Below are 24,951 nucleotides of genomic sequence, written 5' to 3'. Positions count from 1 at the left end.
TAAGGAAAATGGGGATTTCATTTACAGTACTGTCCAGTGGTTCTACCGGAAATGTTACGGTGGTACGGAACGGGGAGACAACACTTATGATTGACGCAGGTCTGAGTGCCAAGCGGATCGATGAGCTGTTAGCCATGCGCGAGTTAACGGGTAATGATATAGACGGGATTCTAGTTACGCACGAGCATTCCGATCATATCAAGGGACTCGGGGCAATGGCCCGTAAATACGATCTTCCGATTTATGCAAACACCAATACCTGGGGTGCTATAGAGAAAGGCATTGGCAAAATACCGGACTATAACCGAATCATTATGGAGTCGGGGCAGCATAGAGATTTTGGCAGTCTGCGAGTAGAGTCGTTTGCGATTTCTCATGATGCGGCGGAACCGGTAGGTTACAATTTTTATGATGGAAAAGAGAAGCTGTGTGTAGCTACGGACCTTGGGTATGTTAGCGACAAGGTAAGAGATGCGATTTCAGATGCAGACGTATTGGTACTGGAAGCGAATCATGATATTGAAATGCTGAGGATGGGACGTTATCCGTGGAATACGAAACGACGTATACTTGGCGATATGGGTCACCTGTCTAATGAAGCAGCCGGAGCAGCACTTAGTGAGATTCTCACAGGACGGACCAAGCGTACCTATTTAGCGCATTTAAGCCGGGATCATAATATGATGGATTTGGCTAAAATGTCGGTACGTTGCGCAATGGAGGATCGGGGTTGTTTCTTCAAGGATAGTGAGTTTAAGCTTTGTGATACGTATTATGATCAGCCTACGCCATGGGATAAGTTGAGCCAGTTGTCATAAGCTGATCAAGCTCGGCGGTTTTTTGTTCTAATTCTTGGCGGGAGATCAGGCCTTTATCGATCATTAATTCGATCATAGCACTGAAGGCAAGGGTCATATGATAGTGTTCATCCTTTAAATCACCAAGTTTACCGATAAACTCAACCAGATCCATACTTGTAGAAAAAGAATTCATAATTATACCTCCTTATATAGTAAAAACAAAATTGGAGTTGTAAAAAATTCGCAGACCTTTTACCTCAGGAAAATCACGAATTGAGGGTTGCCTGTGATACAATTGTAGACATAATGAGCAAAACCTAAATTTAAGGAACATTTCTATTATTGTAGTCTTTTAAGTTGCAAAATATTCCTAATAGAGAAGATATATTGAAAGATTCTAATATTCTTTCGATTAACTGAAACTATTGTGGGGTTAATGGATAAAGTGAAACCTTTTAGTGATTGTGAGAGTCTAAAAGTATGCAGTAATATGTGCTGAAATATAAGAACATAAGTGTTTTGCATCTAAGGTTCTTGTATGTCTTGTAATTCTCGCATAAATGCGTTTCGTTCTATTAAGGACGGCACAGGCGTTTATGCTTGGGATGTGATTGCTAGGTTCAAGTTTTAGAGACTGTGGACGCTTGGCAATAGAAGGGGGAGATTTTCGGTGGGATTGTTTGATGACGATTTCTATTCAACTAAAGTATCACGGTCCAGAGGGGATGAAGCATCAAAGGGATCATTTGCAAACCGCAAGCATTCTGTGCGAAGATCGCGCAAGGGTTTATCCACTTGGCAAATATCCGCCGTCTGCTCCTTAATCAGTGCTGTGGTGGCAGTGTTCTTATTCAGTGTGCTTACTGGACAAATGAGTCATGAAACTGCCCCGAAGTCGGTAGCAACAACTGGGGAGGTTACTCCAAGCAGTGATCCGTTTGACCGTATCATTCAAGCCGCTGCTACGGTTCGTCCTGCAGTAGTAAGTATTATCAATCATAAGGAAGATAATAAAGAATTGAACATTCTGGATGAGTCAGCATTAGGCTCTGGAGTGATTTATAAAAAGGTAGATAATAAAGCATTTATTATTACTAATAACCATGTTATCGAAGACTCCGGCAATCTTGAGGTTGTAACAGTAGATGGTGAGACACGTAAAGCTACACTTGTTGGCACGGATAAAGTGAGTGATATCGCAGTTCTTTCTATTGATGCTAAGGGGATCAATACGATCGCACAGCTAGGAGATTCCTCCAAGCTTCGCCTAGGTGAAACAGTGATTGCCATTGGTAACCCTTTAGGACTTGGAGACACATTGACCTCAGGGATTGTCAGCTATACTGAACGGAAGGTTCCTGTATCCTTAAATCAGGACGGCGTATATGATTGGGAGCAAGAGGTCATTCAGACCGATGCGGCGATTAATGAAGGTAATAGCGGCGGAGCACTTGTGGATCTGGATGGTAAAGTCATCGGTATTAACACGATGAAAATCTCCGATGCAGGTGTAGAGGGTCTAGGGTTTGCAATTCCAGCTAACCATGTGATAGATACCGCAAATGAACTGGCTGAAAAAGGGCGTATTGCCCGGTCCTACTTAGGTGTATATTCCGTAGATTTAAATAATCCTTACGTTCCTCTTGCAGAGGATCAACGTAAGGAACTGAACCTACCGAATAATGTTAAGGATGGGGTAGTCGTTCTGGATGCTGTTGGACCTGCAAAGGAAGCCGGAATACAATTTAATGATGTAATTACAAAGTTTAATGATGAGCCTATTACATCCACACTTTCCCTTCGCAAGTATTTATATAATCAAACGAAGATTGGCGAGGATCTGAAGATCACCTATTACCGAAATGGGAAGGTCAATCAGACGACAGTTAAACTTCTTGAAAAACCAGAGGAATAATATACTGAAAGTCGGCATATAATGATATAGCAGTAATGACAAGTAGAGCGGACTACCCCTTCAGTTGTGAAGGTAGACCTTCCTGAAATAGCGATACTTTGTATCGCTATCGGGGATTTGTTTCTTCTAAAGATTTGATAAATATGGCAATTATAAGCTGATTTAATGAATTTTGGGCTGACTGGCAACCCTTACATTGGAAGGTAATACTTATTAGGGTAGAACCGGATAAATCCGGATGCCAGCTTGCCTTTGCTAATCAGGTGTGGTAATATGATATCAATCATACATTTAGTCCCTAATTTTCGCATTGAAAAGGGCTGTTATATTTGGCAATACAACCTTTTTCAATGTGTGAATTTTTTCTTTGTTTGAAGATAAAAAGAACATATTAATTTAAATTTGTGGAGGTAACACACATGCAAACAGGTACAGTTAAATGGTTCAACGCAGAAAAAGGATTCGGATTTATCGAAGTTGAAGGCGGAAGCGACGTATTCGTTCACTTCAGCGCAATCACTGGCGACGGCTTCAAAACTTTGGACGAAGGCCAACGCGTTGAATTCAACGTTGTTCAAGGCAACCGTGGACCACAAGCCGAAAACGTTGTAAAACTGTAATAATAGAAGAAACCGTCCCAGCTTTTTGAAAGTTGGGACGGTCTTTTTATATCTAGTTAGTCACTATTGACTTACAGGATGGGAGGAACGGCAATGAACTACCGGAAGAAACCTTTGGAAGAAATACCGGAAGAAAATACCGCGATTTGGGCGTGTACCAATGATGGATGCAACGGATGGATGAGGGATAATTTCGCATTTGAACATGCGCCTTCTTGCCGTCTATGTGACTCTCCAATGGTTCGCAGCACGAAGATGCTACCACAATTGCTTAATTCGAATGGCGATCTCAAATCGCTGAAGAAGGGTATTTCCATTACCTAACCAATGCCTTTATGAGTCAAGCTTGTTATAGAGCAGTGAACAACTTCAAGACGGTTAAACCGTCTTATTTTTTTTGCTTTTTTTATGGTAAATTGTGATTTTTGTCACAAATCATTTGAATTTTACCGTTAAATACACCCCTTTGTGTGACATTAATCACAAAAAGACGTTTAAATTTTTGACACAATATAATTAACGAAAAGGGGAGAAGGAAGGGAAAAATATGGATACAGTAATGCTGTCGCGTATACAATTTGCGTCGACGACAATATTCCACTATTTCTTTGTACCGGTATCAATCGGACTAGCGCTCTTGATTGCCATTATGGAGACCATGTACGTTAGAAAAGGCAATGAAGAGTACAAAAGAATGGCGCAGTTCTGGGGAAAGCTGTTCCTCATCAATTTTGCAGTAGGGGTAGTTACAGGGATTTTACAGGAATTTCAGTTCGGGATGAACTGGTCTGATTATTCACGTTTTGTGGGTGATGTCTTCGGGGCTCCGCTTGCAGTAGAAGCATTGGCAGCCTTTTTTCTGGAGTCTACGTTTATTGGAATCTGGATATTTGGCTGGGACAAAGTGTCCAAGAGAGTGCACTTGGCCTCCATCTGGCTGGTAGCATTCGGTACGATGTTATCTGCTTTCTGGATCCTGGCAGCGAACTCCTTTATGCAGCATCCAGTAGGATTTGCGATTAATAATGGTCGTGCAGAAATGAATGATTTCTTCGCACTTATTACGAATGGACAATTGTTGGTTGAATTCCCGCACACGGTTCTTGCTGCGTATGCAACAGGTGCCTTCCTAGTAACGGGTATTAGTGCGTACAAGATATTGAAGAAACAAGATGTATCTTTCTTTAAGAAATCTTTTCAAATTGCAGCTATCGTAGGTATTATTTCTTCTATCGGTGTAGCCGTGGCAGGCCATGCGCAAGCACAGTATTTGGTTGAGACTCAACCTATGAAGATGGCGGCTTCCGAAGGACTATGGGGTAAGAGTGGTGACCCAGCACCTTGGACCGTATGGGCAAATATTGATCCTGAGAAGCAAGAAAGTACTGGAGAATTTCAAATTCCGTATATGCTGAGCTTCCTTTCATACAGTAAATTTTCCGGTGAAGTTAAAGGTATGCTTGAACTGCAAGCTGAGTATGAGCAAACCTATGGCCCCGGTGACTATATTCCACCTGTACGTACGACATTCTGGAGTTTCCGGATCATGGTTCTAGCAGGAACGTTAATGATTGTACTGGGTATGTACGCTATGTATTTAATGTGGCGCAAAAAGATGGACCGTCCAAACACCTGGTTTATGCGGTTTATGTTATGGGGATTACTGCTTCCTCCAATCGCGAATACAGCGGGTTGGGTCATGACCGAATTCGGGCGTCAGCCATGGACGGTATTCGGACTGATGACCACGGAAGACAGTGTGTCGCCTAATATTACGAGCGGTCAGGTTCTATTCTCTGTTATTTCTTTTACAACGATTTACGCAATTCTCGGATTAGTACTGATTGGTTTGTTTATAAAAGTAATTAAAAAAGGTCCTTATGCGATGGATAACGATCACGGGGATTCGCATGATCCATATAATGAGGAGGGCGCCCAATGATATCTCTTAATGAATTGTGGTTTGTGCTGATTGCAGTTCTGTTTATAGGGTTCTTCTTTCTGGAGGGTTTTGATTTCGGCGTAGGAATGGAAACACAGATTCTCGCTAAAAATGATACAGAGCGCCGGGTACTGATTAACTCTATCGGACCTTTCTGGGATGCTAATGAGGTATGGCTGCTAACGGGTGCGGGCGCAATGTTCGCGGCTTTTCCGGAATGGTATGCAACGTTGTTTAGCGGATTCTATATTCCTTTTGTCTTTGCTTTATTAGCCTTGATTGCGCGTGGTGTCGCTTTTGAATTCAGAGGTAAACGAGATTCTGTAGCTTGGAAAAGAACTTGGGATGCTTGTATCTTTATTGGCAGCTTCCTCCCACCGTTCCTCCTTGCGGTAGTGTTCGCCAGCTTTATTAAAGGTTTGCCTATTGATGGCGATATGCAAATGTACGCAGGTTTTACAGATATCGTGAATGTATATACTGTAGTAGCAGGTCTTACGGTAGTTCTTCTCTGTTTGGTGCATGGTCTCATGTTCACAACACTGCGTACAGTGGGTGATCTACAGGCTCGTGCTCGGAAGATGGCACAAAGATTGTTGATCCCACTTGCAGTTTTATTTACTGCTTTTGTGATTATGACTTATAATATGACTGATATCTTCGAGCAGCGCGGAACGGTTCTTATGATTATTGTAGCGCTCGGAATTATCGCTTTTGTGCTATCGGGTTATTTTATGAAGAAGAAGAAGGATGGCTACGCTTTTGGAATGACAGGAGCAGTAATGGCGTTGTCGGTAACTTCAGTCTTTGTAGGACTATTCCCACGTGTTATGATTAGTTCAATCGATCAAGCCTTTAATTTGACAATCACCAATGCGGCTTCGGGACATTACTCTTTAAAGGTAATGACGATTGTGGCACTGACCATCCTTCCATTCGTATTGGGATATCAAATTTGGAGTTACTTTGTCTTTCATAAACGCGTTCACGAGAAGGAGCATCTTGAATACTAATGGATAAAAATTTGCTTGGGTATAAAGGAGTTAAGCCGGTCTTTCTGATCGTTGGCCTCCTTACCCTGGTGCAAAGCATGCCCATACTTCTGCTGGCCAAATGGCTGGCAGAAGTCATCTCTGCGCTATTTGCGGGAGAACCTCTGAAGGAACAATGGGCTACTTCGCTATTGTTCCTTCTTGCATTTCTAGTGCGCCATGCTTGCGCCATGCTGATGAGCCGTATCTCTTACCGCTTTGCGGAAGCAACGGGCAGCAACATGCGGAGGGAAATGATGGATAAGCTCTTCCAGCTTGGACCCAGAATGGTGGGCGGGCGTGGAACCGGGGATCTTGTCACACTTGTGCTGGAAGGTGTAACAAAGTTCCGCACATATTTAGAAGCGATTATCCCTAGAATGGTAGGGATGTCAATTACACCGATTTTGGTGCTTATTTATATCTACAAGATGGATACCGCGAGTGGGATTATTCTTACGATCACCATGCCGATTATTATTGTTTTTATGATCTTGATCGGGATGACGGCTCGCAAGCAGATGGACCGTCAGCTAAAATCTTATCGCACCTTATCTAATCATTTCGTAGACTCCCTCCGTGGGCTAGAAACGCTGAAATTTCTGGGCCGCAGCCGTAGTCATAGCACGAGTATTGCCACCGTCAGCGATCGATATCGCTCGGCGACGATGCGTACACTGCGAGTAGCCTTTTTGTCCTCATTTGCACTGGACTTCTTTACGATGTTATCCGTTGCTTCCGTTGCAGTAAGTCTCGGTCTGCGTCTGGTCAACGATCAGATGACGCTTGTTACTGGCTTAACCATTCTGATCTTGGCACCGGAATATTTCTTGCCTGTCAGATTGGTGGGTTCAGATTTCCATGCTACTCTCGATGGTAAGGAAGCCGCTGAGGCAATGAAAAGCATTATAGATCAGGATGAAGTGAAAGCTGAAGTAGTAGGTTCTAATGGTAATCAAGCCTTAGATTCTGCATCAAAAACATCAGAAGAGATATTCACTTGGCATAAAAATAGCGTAATTACATTAAAGGATGTCAGTGTGAAATACGAGGAAGCCGGTCTTTCTTCGCTGGAAGCGGTGAACCTGCAATTTAAAGGAGCAAGCAAAATTGGAATTATCGGAGAGAGCGGGGCCGGTAAATCTACGTTAGTGGATATATTAGGGGGCTTTTTGCACCCTACTTCAGGAAGTATCACGGTTAACGGTACAACGGTTAGCGCATTAACGGATGAGGCTTGGAGAAAGCAGACTTCATATATCCCACAGCGTCCTTATATTTTTAGCGGTACATTGGCTGATAATATTCGCTTTTATTACCCAGAGGCTTCTATGGAAGCTGTGGCTGCAGCTGTGAAAGCTACCGGATTATCGGAGCTGGTGGCGACCCTTCCGAATGGCTTGGATGAAATGATCGGCGGCGGAGGTCGTTCGTTCAGTGGTGGGCAGGAGCAGCGGGTTGCGCTGGCTCGAGCTTTACTCAGCAGTCGTCCGATTATGTTATTAGATGAGCCAACGGCACATCTGGATATTGAGACCGAATATGAGCTGAAGGAGACGATGGTGCCTCTTTTTGAAGGTAAGCTGGTCTTTTTGGCAACACATCGCCTGCACTGGATGCTGGATATGGACATTATTGTAGTAATGAAGCAAGGACAAGTGGCAGAAATCGGTACCCATCAGGAGTTGCTTGCCCGCAAGGGTGCGTATTATGAGTTGATTGGGTCGCAATTGGAGGGAATCCATTGAAACGTGAAGGATGGTTTGCTCCGTATGTATCGTCGTATTTTTGGCGTTTTGTGCTTATTATCGTGCTTGGGGCATTGACGATTTTTACAGCCTCATCATTAATGTATACCTCAGGATTTCTGATCTCAAAAGCATCTACACCTGTCGAAAATATACTAATGATCTATGTACCGATTGTCGGTGTGCGGACGTTCGGGACGAGTCGGGCTGTGATTCATTATGTGGAACGCCTAGTTGGGCATGACACGATTTTGCGAATTCTATCTAAGATGCGTGTGCGTTTGTACAATATTTTGGAGCCTCAAGCGTTGTTTCTGTCCTCACGTTTCCGCACTGGGGATATTCTCGGGATGCTTGCGGATGATATTGAATATTTACAAAATGTATATCTGCGCACCGTATTTCCAAGCGTCATTGCTTTGCTGATTTACGGGGCTGCTGTGATTGCACTGGGTACTTTTGATATCGCTTTTGCGCTATTGATGGCTCTGTATATATTGGTGTTAGTAGTGGTGTTGCCGTTCTTATCTCTGCTCTTCACACAGAAGCGCCAACGTGAAGTGAAAGTAGAGCGTAATCGTCTTTATCAAAAGCTGACTGACGCCGTGCTTGGCATGGGTGATTGGGTCATTAGTGGGCGGCAAAGCCAGTTCGTAGACACTTATGAAGCAGATGAGAGAAAGGTAGCCCAAACCGATGCAGCGCTGCGCAGTTGGGCACGCCTTCGTACGTTCATTGGGCAAGCGGTAATTGGGATTGGCGTGCTTTCTATGCTGTATTGGGCCGCTGGAGAGTTTGCAGATGGTGCTATTGCGGGCACATTGATTGCGGCGTTCGTACTGGTTGTTTTTCCTGTAGCAGATGCCTTTCTGCCAGTGTCTGAAGCGGTGGAGAAAATCCCGCAGTACCGTAACTCCTTAGAGCGATTGTCTGGTGTAAATGGAACTGAGCAGAACATCGTCTCTGAAAAAGTAACTGTAGTCGATGCTCTACCTCAGGCCATGAAGAGTGCTCACATCAAGCTCGAAAATGTAGGTTACTACTATGGTTCAGAGGCTAACTGGTCGGTTCGCGATCTCAGCCTCGACATTCCACAAGGTAAAAAGATTGCGATCATCGGCCGAAGTGGTGCGGGTAAATCGACGTTATTAAAGGCTATTCAAGGTGTTATTGAGCCTTCTGACGGCTCGGTTACGATTAATGGTATCGCTGCAGATGCCTATGGTGAGCATATTCCTTCTATTATAGCGGTGCTTAATCAGAGCCCACACTTATTCGACACTACGGTAGCCAACAATATTCGTATGGGTGATCCGAAGGCTTCCGAACAAGCGATTAAAGAAGCTGGCGCCTTAGCCAAAATGGATACGTTGATCTCCTCGTTGCCAGATGGATATGATACCTTTGTCCGTGAAGCCGGACAACGTTTCTCCGGTGGAGAGCGTCAGCGGATAGCATTAGCTCGTATTTTGCTGCAAAATACACCTGTCGTCATACTAGACGAACCGACTGTAGGGTTGGACCCGCGGACGGAACGTGATCTTTTGAAGACAATGTTCGAAGCCATGAAGGGTAAGTCACTAATTTGGGTAACGCATCATTTGGTCGGTGCGGAGCAGATGGATGAAGTAATTTTTATGGAAAATGGCTCGGTAGAAATGCGTGGAACCCATGCGGAGCTGATGAAAAAAGAACCGCGTTACCGCAGATTATATGAGCTGGATCGTCCGGTGGAGTTTCTAGGGTAGGATGGAGAGTTTAAAATAATATTTATAGAAAATAGAGAGAGAGAAGTGATGAGATTCCTTTTGCCCTTCGGGGTGGGAGGAATCTTTTTTTGTTGAAGGGCAAGAATATAGACAATGGATGAACAGATCGCTGGAATGGATAGATAGGAGTTCCATTTTCGTGGGAAGTATGGTAGAACAATAGAAGGAGTATTAGGCCGTAGCGGCACAGAAAGGGATGCTTGGTTGAATGTATGTAGTATGTAAAGAACATGTGGAATTAGCTATTGATTTGTTTGTGGACGAGTATGAAGATGCACCAGATGTAGTGGATTTGAAGGAAACGGAATTCTCTGACTGGGACCCGCCGGCAAAGTGCACCCAATGTGAGAAGAACGCTGAATATTTGGTGGTCTAAAGGACCGTTAAGACTTATAAAAAAACACCTTGCAGTCCCGGAAATGGGCCGCAAGGTGTTTTTGCGTGGAAAACTATATTGGAGGGCTCATTAGTCTTATGCATCTGCCGCATCTGTCATGTTAGCCAGTGAACTACCTCGGCTGTTACGGCGGTAGACAATGGCTGAGATGATGGCAATTAGCGCCGCAATAGAGAGTCCCCAGTAAATGTTGGAGTAAGCGGCCCGGAGCGGCAGCCCACGCTGCCATTCCAGTGCACTTGCGGCCATAGCTACGCTGAAGGCGCCACTAAAGAATTGCAGTAACTGGAACAGCCCCATCCCGGAGCCGATTTGTGAGGAAGGCAGAATCCGTGAGATTTCATTGGATACACTACTGGACAATGTAGTGAAGGCAAGACTCATAATCATATAGATGAGCATGACGGCAATCCAGGATCGCCCCGCAAAAACAGCGAACAGGACGGTAGCAGTCAGCACAAGTAGTGGAGCGAAACGTAATATCCCCGCATTGCCATAACGGTCGATGATTCGTCCGACGGAACGGGAAACGAAGATTGCGAGCAGCGATCCTGGAAAGATCACAAGCCCGGCATGACTTGCACTGAAGCCAAAGCGATGAGTCAAAATCTGTGGCAGCAGGAACAAGGTGGCGAAGCTGCACAGATAGGAGGCGATACCGACCACCGCCAGCACGAGATATGAGCGGTTACGGAATAGTGCGGGCATTACAAATGGGTCGGGCGTGCTGCGGATGCGGCCAACAAATAAAGCGATGGCAAGAAGTCCAGCGACTAAGGCCACCCACAGCCCACTAGTCAGGAACAACAGCAGACCGGTGGTGCCGACGCCCAAGAGCAGCCCACCAAGCACATCGAAGGAGCCTCGGGTGGGCACCTCTTTAGGCAGCAGGATAAGGAACAACGGCACAAGAAGCAAAATAGCTGCCGTTACAGCGAACAACCAGATCCAGCCGAGATATTCGACGATGGCTCCGCCCGCGACCGGACCAAGGCCTAGGCCGAGTGAAACGGCTGACATAATCGTCGCCATCGCTTTGCCGCGACGGGCTTGCGGGACATAACGTGTAAACAGAACAAGAGATAAGGACATTACTGCGCCCGCGCCCGACGCCTGTAGAATGCGCACGATAAGCAGAAAGATAAAGTTGGTGCTGAAGAAGCCGGCTACAGCCGCAAAGCCCAGCGTCAACAGACCTATCACCAGCAGGCGGCGGATCGGCAAAAAATCAGAGAGCCGGCTGTACGTGATTGAGGCAATCGAAAACATAATGGAATACCCGGTAACAATCCAAGAAGCGGATGCAGCTGTAATGCCGAAGGCTTCGGTTACATCAGGCAGTGCCAGATTGAACATGGCTGTATTCATGATGACGAGAACCACAGCGATGCTGAACAGAAGAGTCAGCAGGCCTTCCCGTGGAAGAGTCGCTTCCGGAGCGGAGGCTTCATGATCCGCACTCGCGGAAAGGTTATTTACAGAAGTCATGTGCGAAGCACTCCTTTTATTATTGTTTAATAGTTCGATTACTTACGAACAATTGAAATATAGCATGCGTTGATATAAAATGCAATTAGGAACTCCAATATTTTTTTCGCATTAAAAGTAGGACAAAGGGGATAATCATCCATGAAAATACTATTTCATCCGGACCGCAAGGACATTCAGCTTGCTTCCGTATTGTATGCGCTCAGCGATCCGATTCGCCTCCATATCGTATCGGATATTCATAGAAATGGAGAACAGGCTTGCAACGGATTCAACGTTCCGATCGCCAAATCCACCATGTCTCATCATGCCCGTACGCTGCGCGAGTCAGGGGTTGTGTTTACGCGGGTGCAAGGAACCCAGCGCATACTGTCGCTGCGGACGGAGGATCTTAACGCAAGGTTCCCAGGCTTGCTGGATTCTATATTGGGTGCTTACGAAGCTGGGGAAAAGCCGGATTTTGCAATGGAAGAGCGGGAGGAGAGTAAGTAGGGGATGGATTGTCTGAAGAATAGGACATTTAAGGAATGCGAAAGATTAGGAAGCTACTTGCTAAAACTCAAGGGACGGCCTATTGCGCGTCCTTTTGCTATTTCTATAGAGGATTTTGACAGGAGGAACTTATGCTTATTCAAATTATTGGCGTAGGAAAATTGAAGGAAAAGTACTTGATTAATGGCATCGCGGAGTATGCTAAACGGCTGACACCGTACCTGAAGTTTCAGATGATTGAGGTGGCAGATGAAAAAGCACCCGACTCTCTAAGCGAAGCAGAGGTTGGTATTGTTAAGGCGCGCGAGGGCGAACGCATCCTCGCGCACATAAAGAGCGAGGCGCATGTCATTGCGCTCGCGATTGACGGCAAGCTATGGAGCTCGGAAGAGCTTGCCGCAGAAATTGACAGGCTCGGCACCTACGGGACGAGCCATGTCGTGTTCGTCATCGGAGGGAGCCACGGGCTCTCCGATGAGGTCATGCGCCGCGCGCAGCAGCGCATGAGCTTTGGGCGCATGACGCTGCCCCATCAGCTCATGCGCCTGGTGCTGGTGGAGCAGATTTATCGCGCGGTGAAGATAAATCGGGGGGAGCCGTATCATAAGTAGAGCGAAAATTTTGATAAATTAGATGATCGTAATATCTCTATATCATTGACGAAAACCATAATATTACAGTATTATTTTAGAAAGCCTCAACTGTATCTGCCAAGTGACAGCGAACTGATTTACAAAGCGGAGTCCAAATCCGTTGGTTTTCTGAAGCTGAAGGGTACACGCGAGGTTTTTATAATTCTGCTGAGAGGGGAAGTTTTTCATATATTCAGGATGAATTATTACTGTCGGTGAGACTGGTGAGATAAATATTATTTGGGGAAAAGAGTCTGCTTTCGATGATTATAAGAAAGAAAACTTTGAGAATAAATTTTTTCGGAGGAGGATTTACAGGTAGAACACTTGAAGAAATTGGAGCAATCGTTAAGGGATTAAAGAAGAATCATCCCGATGTAGTAGTGATACAGTTGTAGTTAAAGAGCTGAGCAAGTCTTTATCTATATTATGAGTCAAAGAGATTACCCTATTTACTAACAGTTTATTACGTATATTACTGAAGCCATTTTTATCGTACCAGCATTTTTAGTATCAGTGAGGTGAATACTATATAATTAATTACAAGGAAATCCGGATAATTTAATAGAATCTCATAGATAGTTATTTAGACATCATACTAGAAACAATTATGGTACAATTAGGTATATTAATAAAATTAGGGGTGAGGAACGCATGGCATTAGAAGAAGAAATACAAAGAAATATTAATGAAATTAAAACAGATTCATATTCTATGTCTATCGGTGAGTTAGCCAATATATATAATGACGACGAAATTAATATATCACCTTCTTATCAAAGATATTTTAGATGGAATTTAAAACAAAAATCAGATTTAATTGAATCGATTATTTTAGGTATCCCAATTCCTCCGGTTTTTGTAGCACAAGAGAGTGATGGGAAATGGAACGTAATTGATGGATTACAAAGGATCAGTACTATTCTAGAATTTATGGGAGAACTCCGCGTGCCAGAAGATTTTGAATTTGCTGTTGATGAAGATGAAGAAAATGAAGAAGAAAGTGAAGAAGGAACTACTGCTACAGTTGAAGTTAGTGAGAGTGAACAAACTCTAGTGATAGAATCAACTGAGGTACATATGAAAAAACTCCCACAAAGTAAATTAATATCTACCAAATACTTACCGTCCTTAGAAGGTGTAGATTGGGGGTCATTGACCTCAGACATAAGAAGGAAAATTAAAAGAGGTAAGCTAGATATTATTATTATTGATAGTACAGAGAATCCTAAAGCAAAATATGAAATGTTTCAAAGGTTGAACACTAATATATCTGAGTTAAAGCCTCAAGAATTAAGAAACTGCCTAATGGCAATGATTAGATCGAGTTATTTAGATATTATTAATGCAGTTTCGACAAATACTGTTTTCAAAAAAATAATAAAATTAACTAAGAAACAAATACAGGAACAGTTCGATAAGGAATTAGTAGTAAGGTATCTAGTATCCAGGTATATTGACACTAGTGATATTGATTTAAGTATCAATATTAGAGATTATTTTACTGAGGAATTAATTAATATGATGGAAGATAATACATCTGATATAAACAAATATGGAGCTGAATTGATAAAATCACTTCAAATTCTAGATGAGGTGTTAGGTGATGAGGTATTTAAGAAGTCTAACGCTAAATTTTCCCTTTCAATGTATGAGGCAATTATTACAGGCTTAGCTCAAAATATTGATTACTGGGAAACTAAAAAGGATGAATTAAATAGAAAAGTTGAAATGATTACTAATCACCAACAATTTGTTGAAGCAACTAAAAAAGGACAAAGAGCAATAACAAGATTTAAAATACTTACTGATTTATCTAAGGAAATGTATGAGACGGAATAATCTTAAAGAACTAGAGTCCTTAGAAGATGCAATAGAAAAGGATCTTAGTTGGAGAAAAAGAGAGTTGCTTCAGTTGCGAATGGCTATCAAAAAAAATAATACATCTTTAGGTAAGAGTACTCTAATTCGAAGTGGTATTTCTTTATTATGTGCTCATTGGGAAGGGTTTGTTAGATCAGCAGCAAATTATTATGTCTTATATATTATAGATAATAAATTTAAAGTAAATGAACTGACAAATAATTTTGTAGCTTTTTTCGTGAGAGAGACTTTTTCGAAAATAGAGGATACTAAAAAGATATCAGTATATACCAGTGTTTTAGATTACATAGATAGAAGTTCTACAAGAAAATTCACACTAGAATACACAGATGAGCCCTTTAATAGAATTATTAACACAGAATCTAATTTAAGTTTTAAATTATTTAAAGAGATCTTAATTAGTCTTAACTTAGATTATTCTAGATATAAACTTAGAGATAAATATATCGATTATGAAATGCTTAAGCAAAGGCATGAAATAGTCCATGGTGAAGATTATAGGAGAAAAGACTATAATTATGAAGAACTTTATAATCAGGTAATATGGATTATGGAAGATTTTAAAAATCAGATTGTTGATGCTGCGGAAGAAAAAAGACATATTAAATAAAAAAACTAAAAAATAGTAAAAAGGGACAGTATATTCACATGTATACTGTCCCTTTTTACTATTTTGCGTGCCCAAAGGCACGCATTACCCAGTTGGTGAATGTCCAACCAAAGGAGGGACCAAGCCATCTTTGTAGCAAGGATGCTTGCACCTAGCGAAATCTGTGTGAAAAAGCTCATCGACAAAAGTACCTGTCAGAGATAGGGCGAGCGACAACCCAGACAGCAATATGAAGTGAATCCTGCCACGTCGTAAAAAAGTCCCTACGAAGGGAAAAGAGGGAGGCGGGTCTCGTGAATATAGATGAAGCCCAAGGAAACTGTAAAGAACTTGGGTCAACAGTGATGAATCCTCCGGCGTATAGGAATGGCATGGGTTGAAAGATAATGCAGTGAATTGGGAAGACCCTCCTCTGTATGGGATTTTTTTTGGAAGTGGCCTGAAATTATTCAGTCCTTTACTCTAGAATTAACATTAATTTATGAATGATTGTTTAGTGAATTGGCTAGGTATTTAGGTAAAGTAATTACATTTTATTAATGGACAATATATAATGTAATAGAGGGAGGATGTCTTTATATGAACTTATTGCATGCAAGTAATAATGAACGCTCAATGACAACCTCTATAGAAGGTTTAAGTAAACGAAATAAAGAAAGATTTGCACAGTATTTTACGCCATTAGAAGTAGGCGAATATATGGCAAGTCTCTTTGATACTAATAAAAAGAAAAAAATAAAATTACTAGATCCAGGTGCAGGCACAGGAAATTTAACCTTATCATTTATGATTAAAATGTCTCATTGGAATATTAGACCTACAAGCGTTCATGTAGATTTGTATGAAATTGACCTTAATCTTATAGATAAATTAAATGAGACGTTGGAAGAGTGTAAAGCCGTGTGTACTAAACATAAGATTGAGGTTACTTTTAATATAATTAATAAAGATTTTATAAGGGATGCTAAAAAAAATATAAAAAATAAAACCTACTACGATTTCATTATTATGAATCCACCTTACAAAAAGTTAGAAGCGTATAGTGAGTATGATTTGGAACTAAGACAGTTAGATATTTATGTACCAAATCAGTATGCTGCTTTTTTATTCATAGGCAAATCTTTGTTAGTTAAAAATGGACAAATGGTATCTGTAACACCTAGAAGTTTTTGTAATGGTCCATATTTTAATAAATTTAGGTTGGATTTATTAGAAACTTGTTCGTTGGATACTCTTCACTTATTCGAAAAAAGAACAGATATCTTCTATGATGATGTTTTACAAGAAACCGTGATAATGAAAGTAGTAAAAGATAGAAAACAAGGAAAAGTAAATATATTAACCTCAAAAGACAATGATTTTTCAACAATAGTTTCATCTGAAAAGAAGTATGAGGAAATTGTTTTCCCAACTGATAAACAGAAAGTGATAAGAATTGTTCCTGAAGTCGATGAGGAAATTGAAAATAAAATGAAAAGTTTAGAGTTCAGTTTAGTTGATTTAGGATTGAATATATCGACTGGTCCAATTGTAGATTTTCGGAACAGAGATGCATTGCGTAAAGAAAGAGAAGAAAATAGTTACCATATGATTTACTCTCATAATATAAGAAATATGGATATTGATATTAATTATAAGAGTAATAAACCACCTTATATAGTTAGTACAGAAAAGTGTGCAAATTATTTAAGGGATTCAGGTCTATATGTTCTTGTAAATAGAATGAGTTCTAAGGAAGAGCCTAGCAGAATTAAAGCAGCAATTTTTGATGGAAAAAAATATTTTGGTGATAAAGTTGGTTTTGATAATAAAATTAATTATTTTCATATGAATGGAAAAGAAATAAATGATATTAATCTAGCTACAGGACTATGGATCTATATGAATTCAAATTTTGTGGATTTCTACTTTAGAACTTTTAGTGGGAACACTCAAATAAATGCTACTGACCTAAAAGAAAATATAAAATATCCTAATATTGAACAACTTCAGAAACTAGGTAGAATGTATAATTCAAAAATTTTCAATAACTATACTTTTGATAATTTACTAAACATGTGTGTTTTTGAAGATATTAATCAGAAATATAAAAGAGAGCAAGGTTCTATTAGAACCGACTCCAAAGTATGAGATACATCAAAACACTTTCAAGAAAAGTAAATCCTGTCGTAAGATAGGAGAGACAAACTTGGAGTTTTTTTGCTTATGGAGTGTTAACTATTCGCTAAAAGTAATATTTATCCGAAGTGAAAATTTACCTTAAATTTGATCAAATTACTTATACTACTTTCTTCAAGGGGCATCTGATAGTGTGCTCTTTGATTTCGCTCTATAGTTGTTAGGGGGAACCGTATCATAAGTAGGGCGAAATCTTCTTCGCTCTGAATTACTTTTATACTTTCCTTAGCTTCCACAAACAAAAAATAACGGTGAAGGGTTAACCTCCCTTGCACCGTTATTTTTCTCGTATAAATTATTTTCTCGCTTGAGAGCTACCTTCAATTCACGGTTGAATAAGTAAACTATTTGTCGTGTTACGAGTATAAGCTTCCTTAAGCATTAGGTCCGTCTAAGTAACGATTAATAGCATCCTCGATAACTTGTTTATGAGGAGACAGAGGTGTTAATCCATCTTGACCGGAAAGACCATACTCATAGGCAGATACAAGGGCAGATAAGACATCTGGTAAGTTCGAATCTGTTACTCTGGTTAATCCAGCACGTTGGAATACTTCTAGGTCAGGAGCAGTTCCTAGATCATTTGATTTCAAATAATCAAAGATTACATTTATCGCTGCATCTACGACAATTGCTTTTTGCGCCTCGACAACAATCTCTTGAACTTGAGAGACTATTCTTGGAAGTGTGTAATCGGTCTCCAATGCGATTTGGATTTGGAAAGTTACTAGGTCTTCTAATGTGACGCCTGTAATACCTGCATTAGTAAAAGTCGTCACAGTAACATCGGTCCATTAATGGGAAGCTGATGCAGCATTGATCAATTCAAGTGCCGATTGCTTCGTCGTAATATCGTTAATAACCATATTGACGATGGCTTGAATTTCTGGAACATTCCATGGAGAGCCTCCATCAGCTTCGAGTGCAGCTAGAACAGCTGATAAATTGAGTGACGAAACGCTCTCAATGCCTGCTGTGGAGAAAGTCGTCTCATCAACATTGATCCATGTTCCAACACTATTATTAATCTTATTTAGTGCGATAGTGGATGGAGCTGGTGTTGGTACTGGTGTTGGTGTTGGTACTGGTGTTGGTACTGGTGTTGGTGTTGGTACTGGTGTTGGTACTGGTGTTGGTGTTGGTGTTGGTGTTGGTGTTGGTGTTGGTGTTGGTGTTGGTGTTGGTGTTGGTGTTGGTGTTGGTGTTGGTGTTGGTGTTGGTGCTGGTGCTGGTGCTGGTGCTGGTGCTGGTGCTGATGTTGGTGTTGGTGTTGGTGTTGGTGCTGGTGCTGGTGCTGGTGCTGGTGCTGATGTTGGTGTTGGTGTTGTTTCTGATGCTTTAGCTTTGTCTATAGCTTCTGTTGCTGCATAAGATCCGAGGGTCTGTCAATAATTTTGTGTAAACTCTTTTAAGCACAGATTCCCCCGAGGGGGAAGTCGCGAATTTAACGCAAGTGTTGACCGACCCGATCGGGGAAAAAGACCGACAGCTGGAGCAGCATTTGCCCCCAGTTTTGGACACGTCCTGTCCATTTCCGAGTGACGTCGACGGTGGCCAGATAGAGCATTTTTAGTAGCGCCTCATCTGTGGGAAAGATGCTTTTTCCCTTCGTCACTTTACGAAGCTGACGGTGGTAACTCTCAATCATATTGGTGGTGTAAATCAGTTTGCGGATCTCAGGCGGGTACTTGAAAAAGGTAGCGAGTTCGTCCCAATTGGTCCGCCAGGAACGGATAATGAGGGGATATTTCGCTCCCCAAACTTCCTCGAAACGGTCGAGTTCAAGCAAGGCACCTTCCTCGGTAGCTGCCTTGTAAATAGGCTTTAAGTCGGCTGTTACCTTCTTAATATCCTTGTACGACACGTACCGTGTGGAGCTGCGGATTTGGTGAATAATACACTTCTGGATTTCCGTTTGAGGATAGCAGGCGGCAATCGCTTGAGAGAATCCGGACAGGTTATCCACGCAGATAATGAGAATGTCCTGAACCCCGCGATTCTTCAGTTCATTCAGCACACCAGCCAGAACTTGGAGGACTCATTCTCACCAATCCACATCCCCAGCACGTCTTTGTTTCCGTCCAGATCAATGCCAATGACCATGTAGGCAGCCTTATTGATAATGGCCCCATCTTGCTTGACTTTGAAGTGGATCGCATCCAAATAGACGACGGCATAGACCCCTTGCAGAGGCCGGTTCTGCCATTCTTTAATGAGAGGCACAATCTTGTTCGTGACATTGGAAATGAGCGTTGGAGATACCTCAATACCATACATCTGCCCTAAATGGTCCTGAATTTCTCGGGTGCTAATCCCTTTCGCATACAGCGCAATAATTTGTTCTTCGATGCCCGTTACATTCGACTGATGCTTCTTGACGACCAAGGGCTCAAACTCGCCCAACCGATCCCGAGGAATAGCGATTTCCTGCTCACCATACTCACTGACTACGGTTTTACGGCTCTTTCCGTTACGGCTGTTTGGCGTGAGCTTCGCTTTCACCTCATGCTTTCCATAGCCCAAATGAGTATCCATTTCGGCTTCCAGCATCTCCTGAATCGTCTCCGCAAACAGCTCTTTTAGAGCATTCTGCGCATCCTGTGCGCTTACCAAATTGTTTTCCTTAATAAATTCCCGTAACTGCTGTTTTGTCCAAAGTCCCATGTGTTCTCCCCAACCTTTCTCTTACTTCCATTTTAATGGGTTTGAGAGTTTACACAATATATTTTACAGACTCAGATCCGACTACAAGATCGGCGCGAGTAGCAAGCTTGGCTCCATCGGTGCCTAAATCAATCCCACTTAATTTGGCAACATCTAAGTAACCCTGGTACCATGGAGTCGTCGTTTGCACCTCGGATTTTTTACCAAACCCCTTAACTAGCATTGTAGCAAGCTGCCCAGTAGTTACGTTATCTTTTGGTGCAAATGTGTTGTCTGTCATGCCATCAATGATTCCAGCTTTTTTTGCCGCTTCAATAAACGGAATTGCCCAAGCCGAAGAAGCATCCGTACCATCTACATCTTTAAAGGACGAAGTGGCTCCTGACGGGACGGTTAAGTTAAAAATTTTAGCTACAAGTTTAGCAGATTCCGCACGCGTCATGTTTCCCGTAATATCAAAATTGTCGGTGCCATTACCTTCCATGTATCCTTTGGCCAGCAATGCATCAATTTTGGCAAGAAGAGCCGCGTCCAGACCTGCTAAATCTGTGAAATCTTTAGAAGTCTTTGTAGGTGGCGAAGTATCTTCTGTTGCGGCAACTACACTTGGAATGAGTAAGCAAGCTACTAACGATAGAAGAATCCATTTTGAAACTTTCCTTTTCATAGAAAAACGCTCCTTAATTTATTTTTTTAAAGTGTAAATCTGACAAAAGGCTTATATCGGAATTTAATTCAATTTTAAGTAGATTTTTGAGGGAAATAATCTACACCCCGGGGTTATTTAGCAGCTGGCGACTTTAAGGATAGTTGGGCATTCTCAACAGGAACCCTCAAAAATCCTTATCGATGCCGAATCTCGATCTCAGAAATTTTGCGGCTTAGAAATTGTCGAACGAGAACGTCCGAGCTTAGTCCAATGGCGTGGCTATAAGCAGCATGGACATCTTCTTGTCGGTTCACTTGCTTGTACAAATGACTCGCAAGTGCCCAATAGGGCTGATAGTTCACCGCTTATTCAGATGGGACTGCTGAGCATGCACTGATTGAATCGCGGCCATAATCTCTAACGCACTAGGACTGTCCATTCAAGCGACTGTTACAACCAGCTTCGTGGATGACAAGGTTATTCCGGCATGGGCAGTTACGGCCATGAATTTTGAAATCAAAGTCTAGCAACTGAAGTGCCACAGCTTGACCTGGAGCCCCTGGCGAATCTAGAAAAACATGTGAGATGGGCGATGTATCGACACCTGACCATATTCACACACCACCTTACCCCACACTTTAACAAGCCACACAAAGGAGAATGTCCATCGTAGGTGTTCTCTTTTTCATTACGCATGATATTCTATTGCCTCTCTTGCCACTTGCTATGCATAGGCTTTACCCGAGCTGATAGATTGGTAATACCCGCGCGTCAAAGTATCAATAAGCTCGATCACTACATCATGCTGTCCAACGCCAACGGTGACGGCTTCCTTAATCGATTCTTTGAAAGCTGCTCCGTTTTCACTATGGCTCAACCGCTTCTGTATTCGCTTTACAGTCTGACGCACATAAATTTGTTCCATCTTATTTTCACCACCGTTTTTGAAATTGTATTGGTCTATTGGCATGCTCAATCAATTCATGGCCTCCATCTGCCGGTATGCTTCACCTCTAGGCCAATTGAATCATAGTAAGGCCGCGTCACATCCTCCATGCGCTGGGTCACAGCATCATGCTGCTCCATCGGGATAAACTCAAGAATAGCTATGGTGATGGCCTGTTCGCGCGCTGCCTCATGCACCTTGATCTCTTTCCAGGCCGTAGAGCGCATAGCACCTGTGCCCCCGTTGAATAGCTTGTGCTTCATCTCAATCGCCTTGATTGCGGTGACGGGACTGATCACTTCCATCAGTCCAAGCGTCTTGAAGCCCTTCTGGATAATCTCCTTCAGCAGCTCCATGTTACGTAGAGCGTATCACAAGTACTACAAATTTTTTTTAATTTATGGGTCATAAGGAGGAAAAAATGACTGAATTACTAGCTCCAGCAGGAAATATGGAAGCTTTAAAAGCTGCAATATCTAATGGTTGTGATGCAGTATACCTAGGCATGCAAAAATTTGGTGCACGTGCATACTCATCTAATTTTGATTTAGAATCGTTAAAAGAGGCTGTTGCGTATGCGCACCTGAGGAATGTTAAAATCTATGTTGCAATGAATACCATCGTTTTTGAAAACGAAGTTGAAGAGATGAAAGAGCAGATACACGAATTAAATGAAATCGGTGTTGATGGCATTATCGTTCAGGACCTGACTGCTTTCGATTATATCGTTAAAAACTTTCTTGATATGGAAGCACATTGTTCAACTCAAATGGGAATAGACGATTTAGACGGAACTTTATTATTTAAAGAACTTGGTGCTAAAAGAGTTGTTCTGTCCCGTGAGGTTGAGATTGAAAAAGTAAAAGAGATCAAAAAAATAGCTGAAATACCTTTAGAAATTTTCGTTCACGGTGCTTTATGTGTATCTTATTCGGGAAACTGTCTAATGTCAGGATTAATCGGCTATCGATGCGCAAATCGCGGAAGATGTGTTGGTTCGTGCCGTAAGGAGTATGAACTAATGGACAAGACATCAGATACATCTTTAGGGAAAAACCATATTCTATCTACTAAGGACTTAAACACAATCGATTATATCAATGATTTAAAAGAAATCGATTCTTTAAAAATAGAAGGTCGAATGAAAGTGCCTACGTATGTTGCTAATGTTGTATCCAAATATCGCATGGCCTTAGATAATAAAATAACCGAAGAAGATAAAGAAAATTTGAAAAAAACATTCAATCGAACATTTACTAAAGGATATTTATTTCGCGAAGATAAGAGGAATATTACAAACATCTTAAGACCTAATAACTTTGGTTATGAAATTGGAACAATTAGCAAGATTGTTAAAGACATGTATGAAATAACACTTACACGTTCTTTAAATCAAAACGATACCATCCGAATAAGTCACAACAATGAAGATGTTAATTTAACTGTTGTAAAACTGTACGATAAAGATGGCGAATTAATCAACAAAGCAGATGATGTCTGCTATATCAAAATCAAAGAAAAGGTGTCTAAGGGAGATTTAGTATATAAAACGAAGGATTATTTCTATAGCAAAGAATTAGAATCATCACTGGAAAAAGAATTTAAGCGGTTTAACCTCGATATTAGAGTATATGCATGTCCAGATTCAAAGCTTTTCATAGATGCGGAGGGCTTAGGCTTTAATTATTCATATGAAAGCGAGGAAATACTAGGCGAAGCCATTAATAATCCAACAACAAAAGACCAGGTAATAAAGCAATTTTCAAGATTAAATGATACTATATTCGAACTTAATCATGTGGATTTTGAGGAATGCAATGCATTTATACCAGCTAAACTGTTAAATGCAGCAAGAAGAGATATTGTACTGGGCTTATATGACTTAAAGCTTAACAGCCAAAAGAAAAGAACCAAGGCTTTGAAAGCAAAAGAAAAAATAAGCTTTGCCTCTGAAAAACCATACCTTACGGCCTCTGTAACGACTAGGGAGCAGTACGATGCTTGCGTGAGCTGTGGAATTAAGGAAATCTATTTTAAAAACGTTGTTAGAAGAAATCAGAATGATTATAAGGAAAAAGAAGGGCAGCTGCTGATCGGAGGATATGGTGGAATTTATCACTACAGAGAAACTAATCCGTTTGTTACGGACTATTCTCTAAATGTTGTTAATGCTACTAGTTGCTATGAATTATATAAATTAGGTGCAAAACGAGTCACTTTATCTTATGAATTGAATAAGAGCCAAATTGAAGATTTAATGAATGCCTATTATGAAGAAAATGACGGCTATCCTGCACTGGAAATGATTGTATATGGTAAGGTTCCTTTGATGTTTACAAAATATTGTCCGATGAAAAAAATGAATCAATGCAGAATTTGCAAAACGAAGAGCTATGAGTTAAAAGATGAGCACGGAACGTTCCCTATAATTTCCCATAATGATTGTACAACGACTCTCCTTAATGGGAAGACGCTTAATCTTTTAGATGAGCTACAAAACATCAAAGGAATCGAGGCGCTCAGATTAAACTTCACAGTTGAATCAAAAGAGCAGGTTATGAAAGTCATTAATATGGCGTCAGGTAAATTAAATGGCTCAATGAATAATGCAATCTTTAATCAGGAAACAGAAACAAGAGGACATTTTAATAAAGAGATTTTGTAGGTAGTCAAAGGGATGGTTCTGGCGATATCATGGCGGGAGCGAATCCAACAGCGTCAGCGGTCAGATTATGTTGTACATAAATGCCGGGACGGCAGACTCTGCGATTGGGTATTCCACGTATAAAGTTTTGCATGTTGGTTAATCGTGGAAATTATTTTTGTATTGCTGTCCAGTATATCACTGTCTTCCTTGCTAATCGTTCAGCTTAACATAAAAGAATAAGAAAGAGCCGCCCAGTACTGGGCGGCTCTAAAACTTGCCGCTTCAACCATCGCAGTGGAACGTGTCAGAAGTAAGGAAAAGTCTTTTTGAGAGACCGACCCTTTTCAGCAGAAATCCCTCTATCGTTGAATCTACATTGGTTTCTACATTGGTTAGTTGTAGAAATCTTAGGATCGAAGTAGACGATAGACTAGGTCCAAAATATCGAACTTCCAAGTTAAGAAGCTTAGGTACATTATCGATAGATCATTTCTAAATCTCCATTCTCCAGTACAAGTCTTTCAAAACTTCATTCGCCC

Annotated in this window: 23 protein-coding genes and 1 pseudogene; 16 read left to right on the top strand and 8 right to left on the bottom strand. The window is 41.4% G+C overall.

Annotated features, from left to right (window positions below):
- Positions 1 to 8 precede the first annotated feature (8 nt).
- Positions 9 to 818 (top strand): MBL fold metallo-hydrolase, encoded by an 810-nt coding sequence (locus tag NSU15_RS30375; RefSeq protein ID WP_339288671.1) that lies wholly within the window; start codon positions 9 to 11, stop codon positions 816 to 818.
- Here the strand turns inward: NSU15_RS30375 and NSU15_RS30370 are convergent.
- Entirely contained in the window at positions 784 to 993 is a 210-nt protein-coding gene (locus NSU15_RS30370; protein WP_042131700.1) for a hypothetical protein, read from the bottom strand. The two genes, NSU15_RS30375 and NSU15_RS30370, sit on opposite strands and share 35 nt — an antisense overlap.
- A 477-nt stretch (positions 994 to 1,470) precedes the next feature.
- On the opposite strand from NSU15_RS30370, the gene NSU15_RS30365 reads away from it, so the two are divergent.
- The 8 genes from NSU15_RS30365 (at position 1,471) to NSU15_RS30330 (ending at position 10,201) form a co-directional block, all read left to right on the top strand.
- The gene (locus NSU15_RS30365; RefSeq protein WP_042131699.1) at positions 1,471 to 2,715 is read left to right on the top strand and encodes a trypsin-like peptidase domain-containing protein; all 1,245 of its coding nucleotides are present in this window, start codon (positions 1,471 to 1,473) and stop codon (positions 2,713 to 2,715) included.
- Between the two features lie 419 nt (positions 2,716 to 3,134).
- Positions 3,135 to 3,335, top strand: coding sequence for a cold-shock protein (locus tag NSU15_RS30360; protein WP_019914582.1), 201 nt, complete (start codon positions 3,135 to 3,137; stop codon positions 3,333 to 3,335).
- 93 nt (positions 3,336 to 3,428) lie between these two features.
- Positions 3,429 to 3,659 (top strand): cold-shock protein, encoded by a 231-nt coding sequence (locus tag NSU15_RS30355; RefSeq protein WP_042131698.1) that lies wholly within the window; start codon positions 3,429 to 3,431, stop codon positions 3,657 to 3,659.
- Between the two features lie 223 nt (positions 3,660 to 3,882).
- Positions 3,883 to 5,277, top strand: coding sequence for a cytochrome ubiquinol oxidase subunit I (locus NSU15_RS30350; RefSeq protein WP_076120606.1), 1,395 nt, complete (start codon positions 3,883 to 3,885; stop codon positions 5,275 to 5,277).
- Positions 5,274 to 6,290 carry a cytochrome d ubiquinol oxidase subunit II gene (cydB, locus tag NSU15_RS30345; protein ID WP_076120605.1) on the top strand — a complete coding sequence of 339 codons (1,017 nt, stop codon included), beginning with the start codon at positions 5,274 to 5,276 and terminating at the stop codon, positions 6,288 to 6,290. The genes NSU15_RS30350 and cydB overlap by 4 nt, the downstream gene beginning before the upstream one ends.
- Positions 6,290 to 8,056: a thiol reductant ABC exporter subunit CydD gene (gene cydD, locus NSU15_RS30340; RefSeq protein ID WP_339288667.1), complete on the top strand. Its 1,767-nt coding sequence runs from the start codon at positions 6,290 to 6,292 to the stop codon at positions 8,054 to 8,056. The genes cydB and cydD overlap by 1 nt, the downstream gene beginning before the upstream one ends.
- Entirely contained in the window at positions 8,053 to 9,804 is a 1,752-nt protein-coding gene (gene cydC / locus NSU15_RS30335; protein ID WP_339288665.1) for a thiol reductant ABC exporter subunit CydC, read from the top strand. The genes cydD and cydC overlap by 4 nt, the downstream gene beginning before the upstream one ends.
- 229 nt (positions 9,805 to 10,033) lie before the next feature.
- Positions 10,034 to 10,201 carry a CxxH/CxxC protein gene (locus NSU15_RS30330; protein ID WP_076120603.1) on the top strand — a complete coding sequence of 56 codons (168 nt, stop codon included), beginning with the start codon at positions 10,034 to 10,036 and terminating at the stop codon, positions 10,199 to 10,201.
- A 96-nt stretch (positions 10,202 to 10,297) separates the two neighbouring features.
- Here the strand turns inward: NSU15_RS30330 and NSU15_RS30325 are convergent, their stop codons facing one another.
- Complete coding sequence (locus NSU15_RS30325; RefSeq protein WP_339288664.1) at positions 10,298 to 11,710, bottom strand: MFS transporter; 1,413 nt, start codon at positions 11,708 to 11,710, stop codon at positions 10,298 to 10,300.
- Between the two features lie 141 nt (positions 11,711 to 11,851).
- Between NSU15_RS30325 and NSU15_RS30320 the strand changes: the two genes are divergently transcribed.
- The 5 genes from NSU15_RS30320 to NSU15_RS30300 all read left to right on the top strand — a co-directional run bounded on the left by NSU15_RS30320 (position 11,852) and on the right by NSU15_RS30300 (position 17,458).
- On the top strand, positions 11,852 to 12,202 hold the full coding sequence (locus NSU15_RS30320; protein ID WP_339288662.1) for a helix-turn-helix transcriptional regulator: 351 nt from the start codon (positions 11,852 to 11,854) through the stop codon (positions 12,200 to 12,202).
- A gap of 131 nt (positions 12,203 to 12,333) precedes the next feature.
- Positions 12,334 to 12,813: a 23S rRNA (pseudouridine(1915)-N(3))-methyltransferase RlmH gene (rlmH, locus tag NSU15_RS30315; RefSeq protein ID WP_339288661.1), complete on the top strand. Its 480-nt coding sequence runs from the start codon at positions 12,334 to 12,336 to the stop codon at positions 12,811 to 12,813.
- 675 nt (positions 12,814 to 13,488) lie between these two features.
- A complete protein-coding gene (locus NSU15_RS30310; protein ID WP_339288660.1) occupies positions 13,489 to 14,676 on the top strand; it encodes a DUF262 domain-containing protein in 1,188 nt (395 codons plus the stop codon).
- Complete coding sequence (locus NSU15_RS30305) at positions 14,663 to 15,328, top strand: MAE_28990/MAE_18760 family HEPN-like nuclease (protein WP_339288659.1); 666 nt, start codon at positions 14,663 to 14,665, stop codon at positions 15,326 to 15,328. The genes NSU15_RS30310 and NSU15_RS30305 overlap by 14 nt, the downstream gene beginning before the upstream one ends.
- A 579-nt stretch (positions 15,329 to 15,907) precedes the next feature.
- A complete protein-coding gene (locus NSU15_RS30300; RefSeq protein ID WP_339288658.1) occupies positions 15,908 to 17,458 on the top strand; it encodes an N-6 DNA methylase in 1,551 nt (516 codons plus the stop codon).
- Positions 17,459 to 17,880: 422 nt separating this feature from the next.
- On the opposite strand, the gene NSU15_RS30295 is transcribed toward NSU15_RS30300, so the two are convergent.
- On the bottom strand, positions 17,881 to 18,285 hold the full coding sequence (locus NSU15_RS30295) for a hypothetical protein (RefSeq protein ID WP_339288657.1): 405 nt from the start codon (positions 18,283 to 18,285) through the stop codon (positions 17,881 to 17,883).
- Between the two features lie 166 nt (positions 18,286 to 18,451).
- Here NSU15_RS30295 and NSU15_RS30290 point away from each other — a divergent pair, with 166 nt between their 5' ends.
- Positions 18,452 to 18,877, top strand: a complete 426-nt coding sequence (locus NSU15_RS30290) for a hypothetical protein (protein ID WP_339288656.1) — start codon at positions 18,452 to 18,454, stop codon at positions 18,875 to 18,877.
- A 73-nt stretch (positions 18,878 to 18,950) separates the two neighbouring features.
- Here NSU15_RS30290 and NSU15_RS30285 read toward each other — a convergent pair.
- The 5 genes and pseudogenes from NSU15_RS30285 to NSU15_RS30265 all read right to left on the bottom strand — a co-directional run bounded on the left by NSU15_RS30285 (position 18,951) and on the right by NSU15_RS30265 (position 22,064).
- A pseudogene (locus tag NSU15_RS30285) lies at positions 18,951 to 20,170 on the bottom strand (IS256 family transposase).
- 49 nt (positions 20,171 to 20,219) lie between these two features.
- Positions 20,220 to 20,837, bottom strand: coding sequence for an S-layer homology domain-containing protein (locus tag NSU15_RS30280; RefSeq protein ID WP_339288654.1), 618 nt, complete (start codon positions 20,835 to 20,837; stop codon positions 20,220 to 20,222).
- Positions 20,838 to 21,013: 176 nt separating this feature from the next.
- Positions 21,014 to 21,181, bottom strand: a complete 168-nt coding sequence (locus NSU15_RS30275) for a hypothetical protein (RefSeq protein WP_339288653.1) — start codon at positions 21,179 to 21,181, stop codon at positions 21,014 to 21,016.
- Positions 21,182 to 21,543: 362 nt separating this feature from the next.
- Positions 21,544 to 21,795: a hypothetical protein gene (locus NSU15_RS30270; RefSeq protein WP_339288652.1), complete on the bottom strand. Its 252-nt coding sequence runs from the start codon at positions 21,793 to 21,795 to the stop codon at positions 21,544 to 21,546.
- A gap of 5 nt (positions 21,796 to 21,800) precedes the next feature.
- Positions 21,801 to 22,064: a hypothetical protein gene (locus tag NSU15_RS30265; RefSeq protein ID WP_339288650.1), complete on the bottom strand. Its 264-nt coding sequence runs from the start codon at positions 22,062 to 22,064 to the stop codon at positions 21,801 to 21,803.
- A 122-nt stretch (positions 22,065 to 22,186) separates the two neighbouring features.
- Between NSU15_RS30265 and NSU15_RS30260 the strand changes: the two genes are divergently transcribed.
- On the top strand, positions 22,187 to 24,430 hold the full coding sequence (locus tag NSU15_RS30260; protein WP_042131664.1) for a U32 family peptidase: 2,244 nt from the start codon (positions 22,187 to 22,189) through the stop codon (positions 24,428 to 24,430).
- The last annotated feature ends 521 nt before the right edge of the window (positions 24,431 to 24,951 follow it).

Origin of the sequence: Paenibacillus sp. FSL E2-0201 (assembly GCF_037963325.1) — a bacterium.
Classification (GTDB): domain Bacteria; phylum Bacillota; class Bacilli; order Paenibacillales; family Paenibacillaceae; genus Paenibacillus_AQ.
This window is presented reverse-complemented; position numbering and strand designations above follow the sequence as displayed.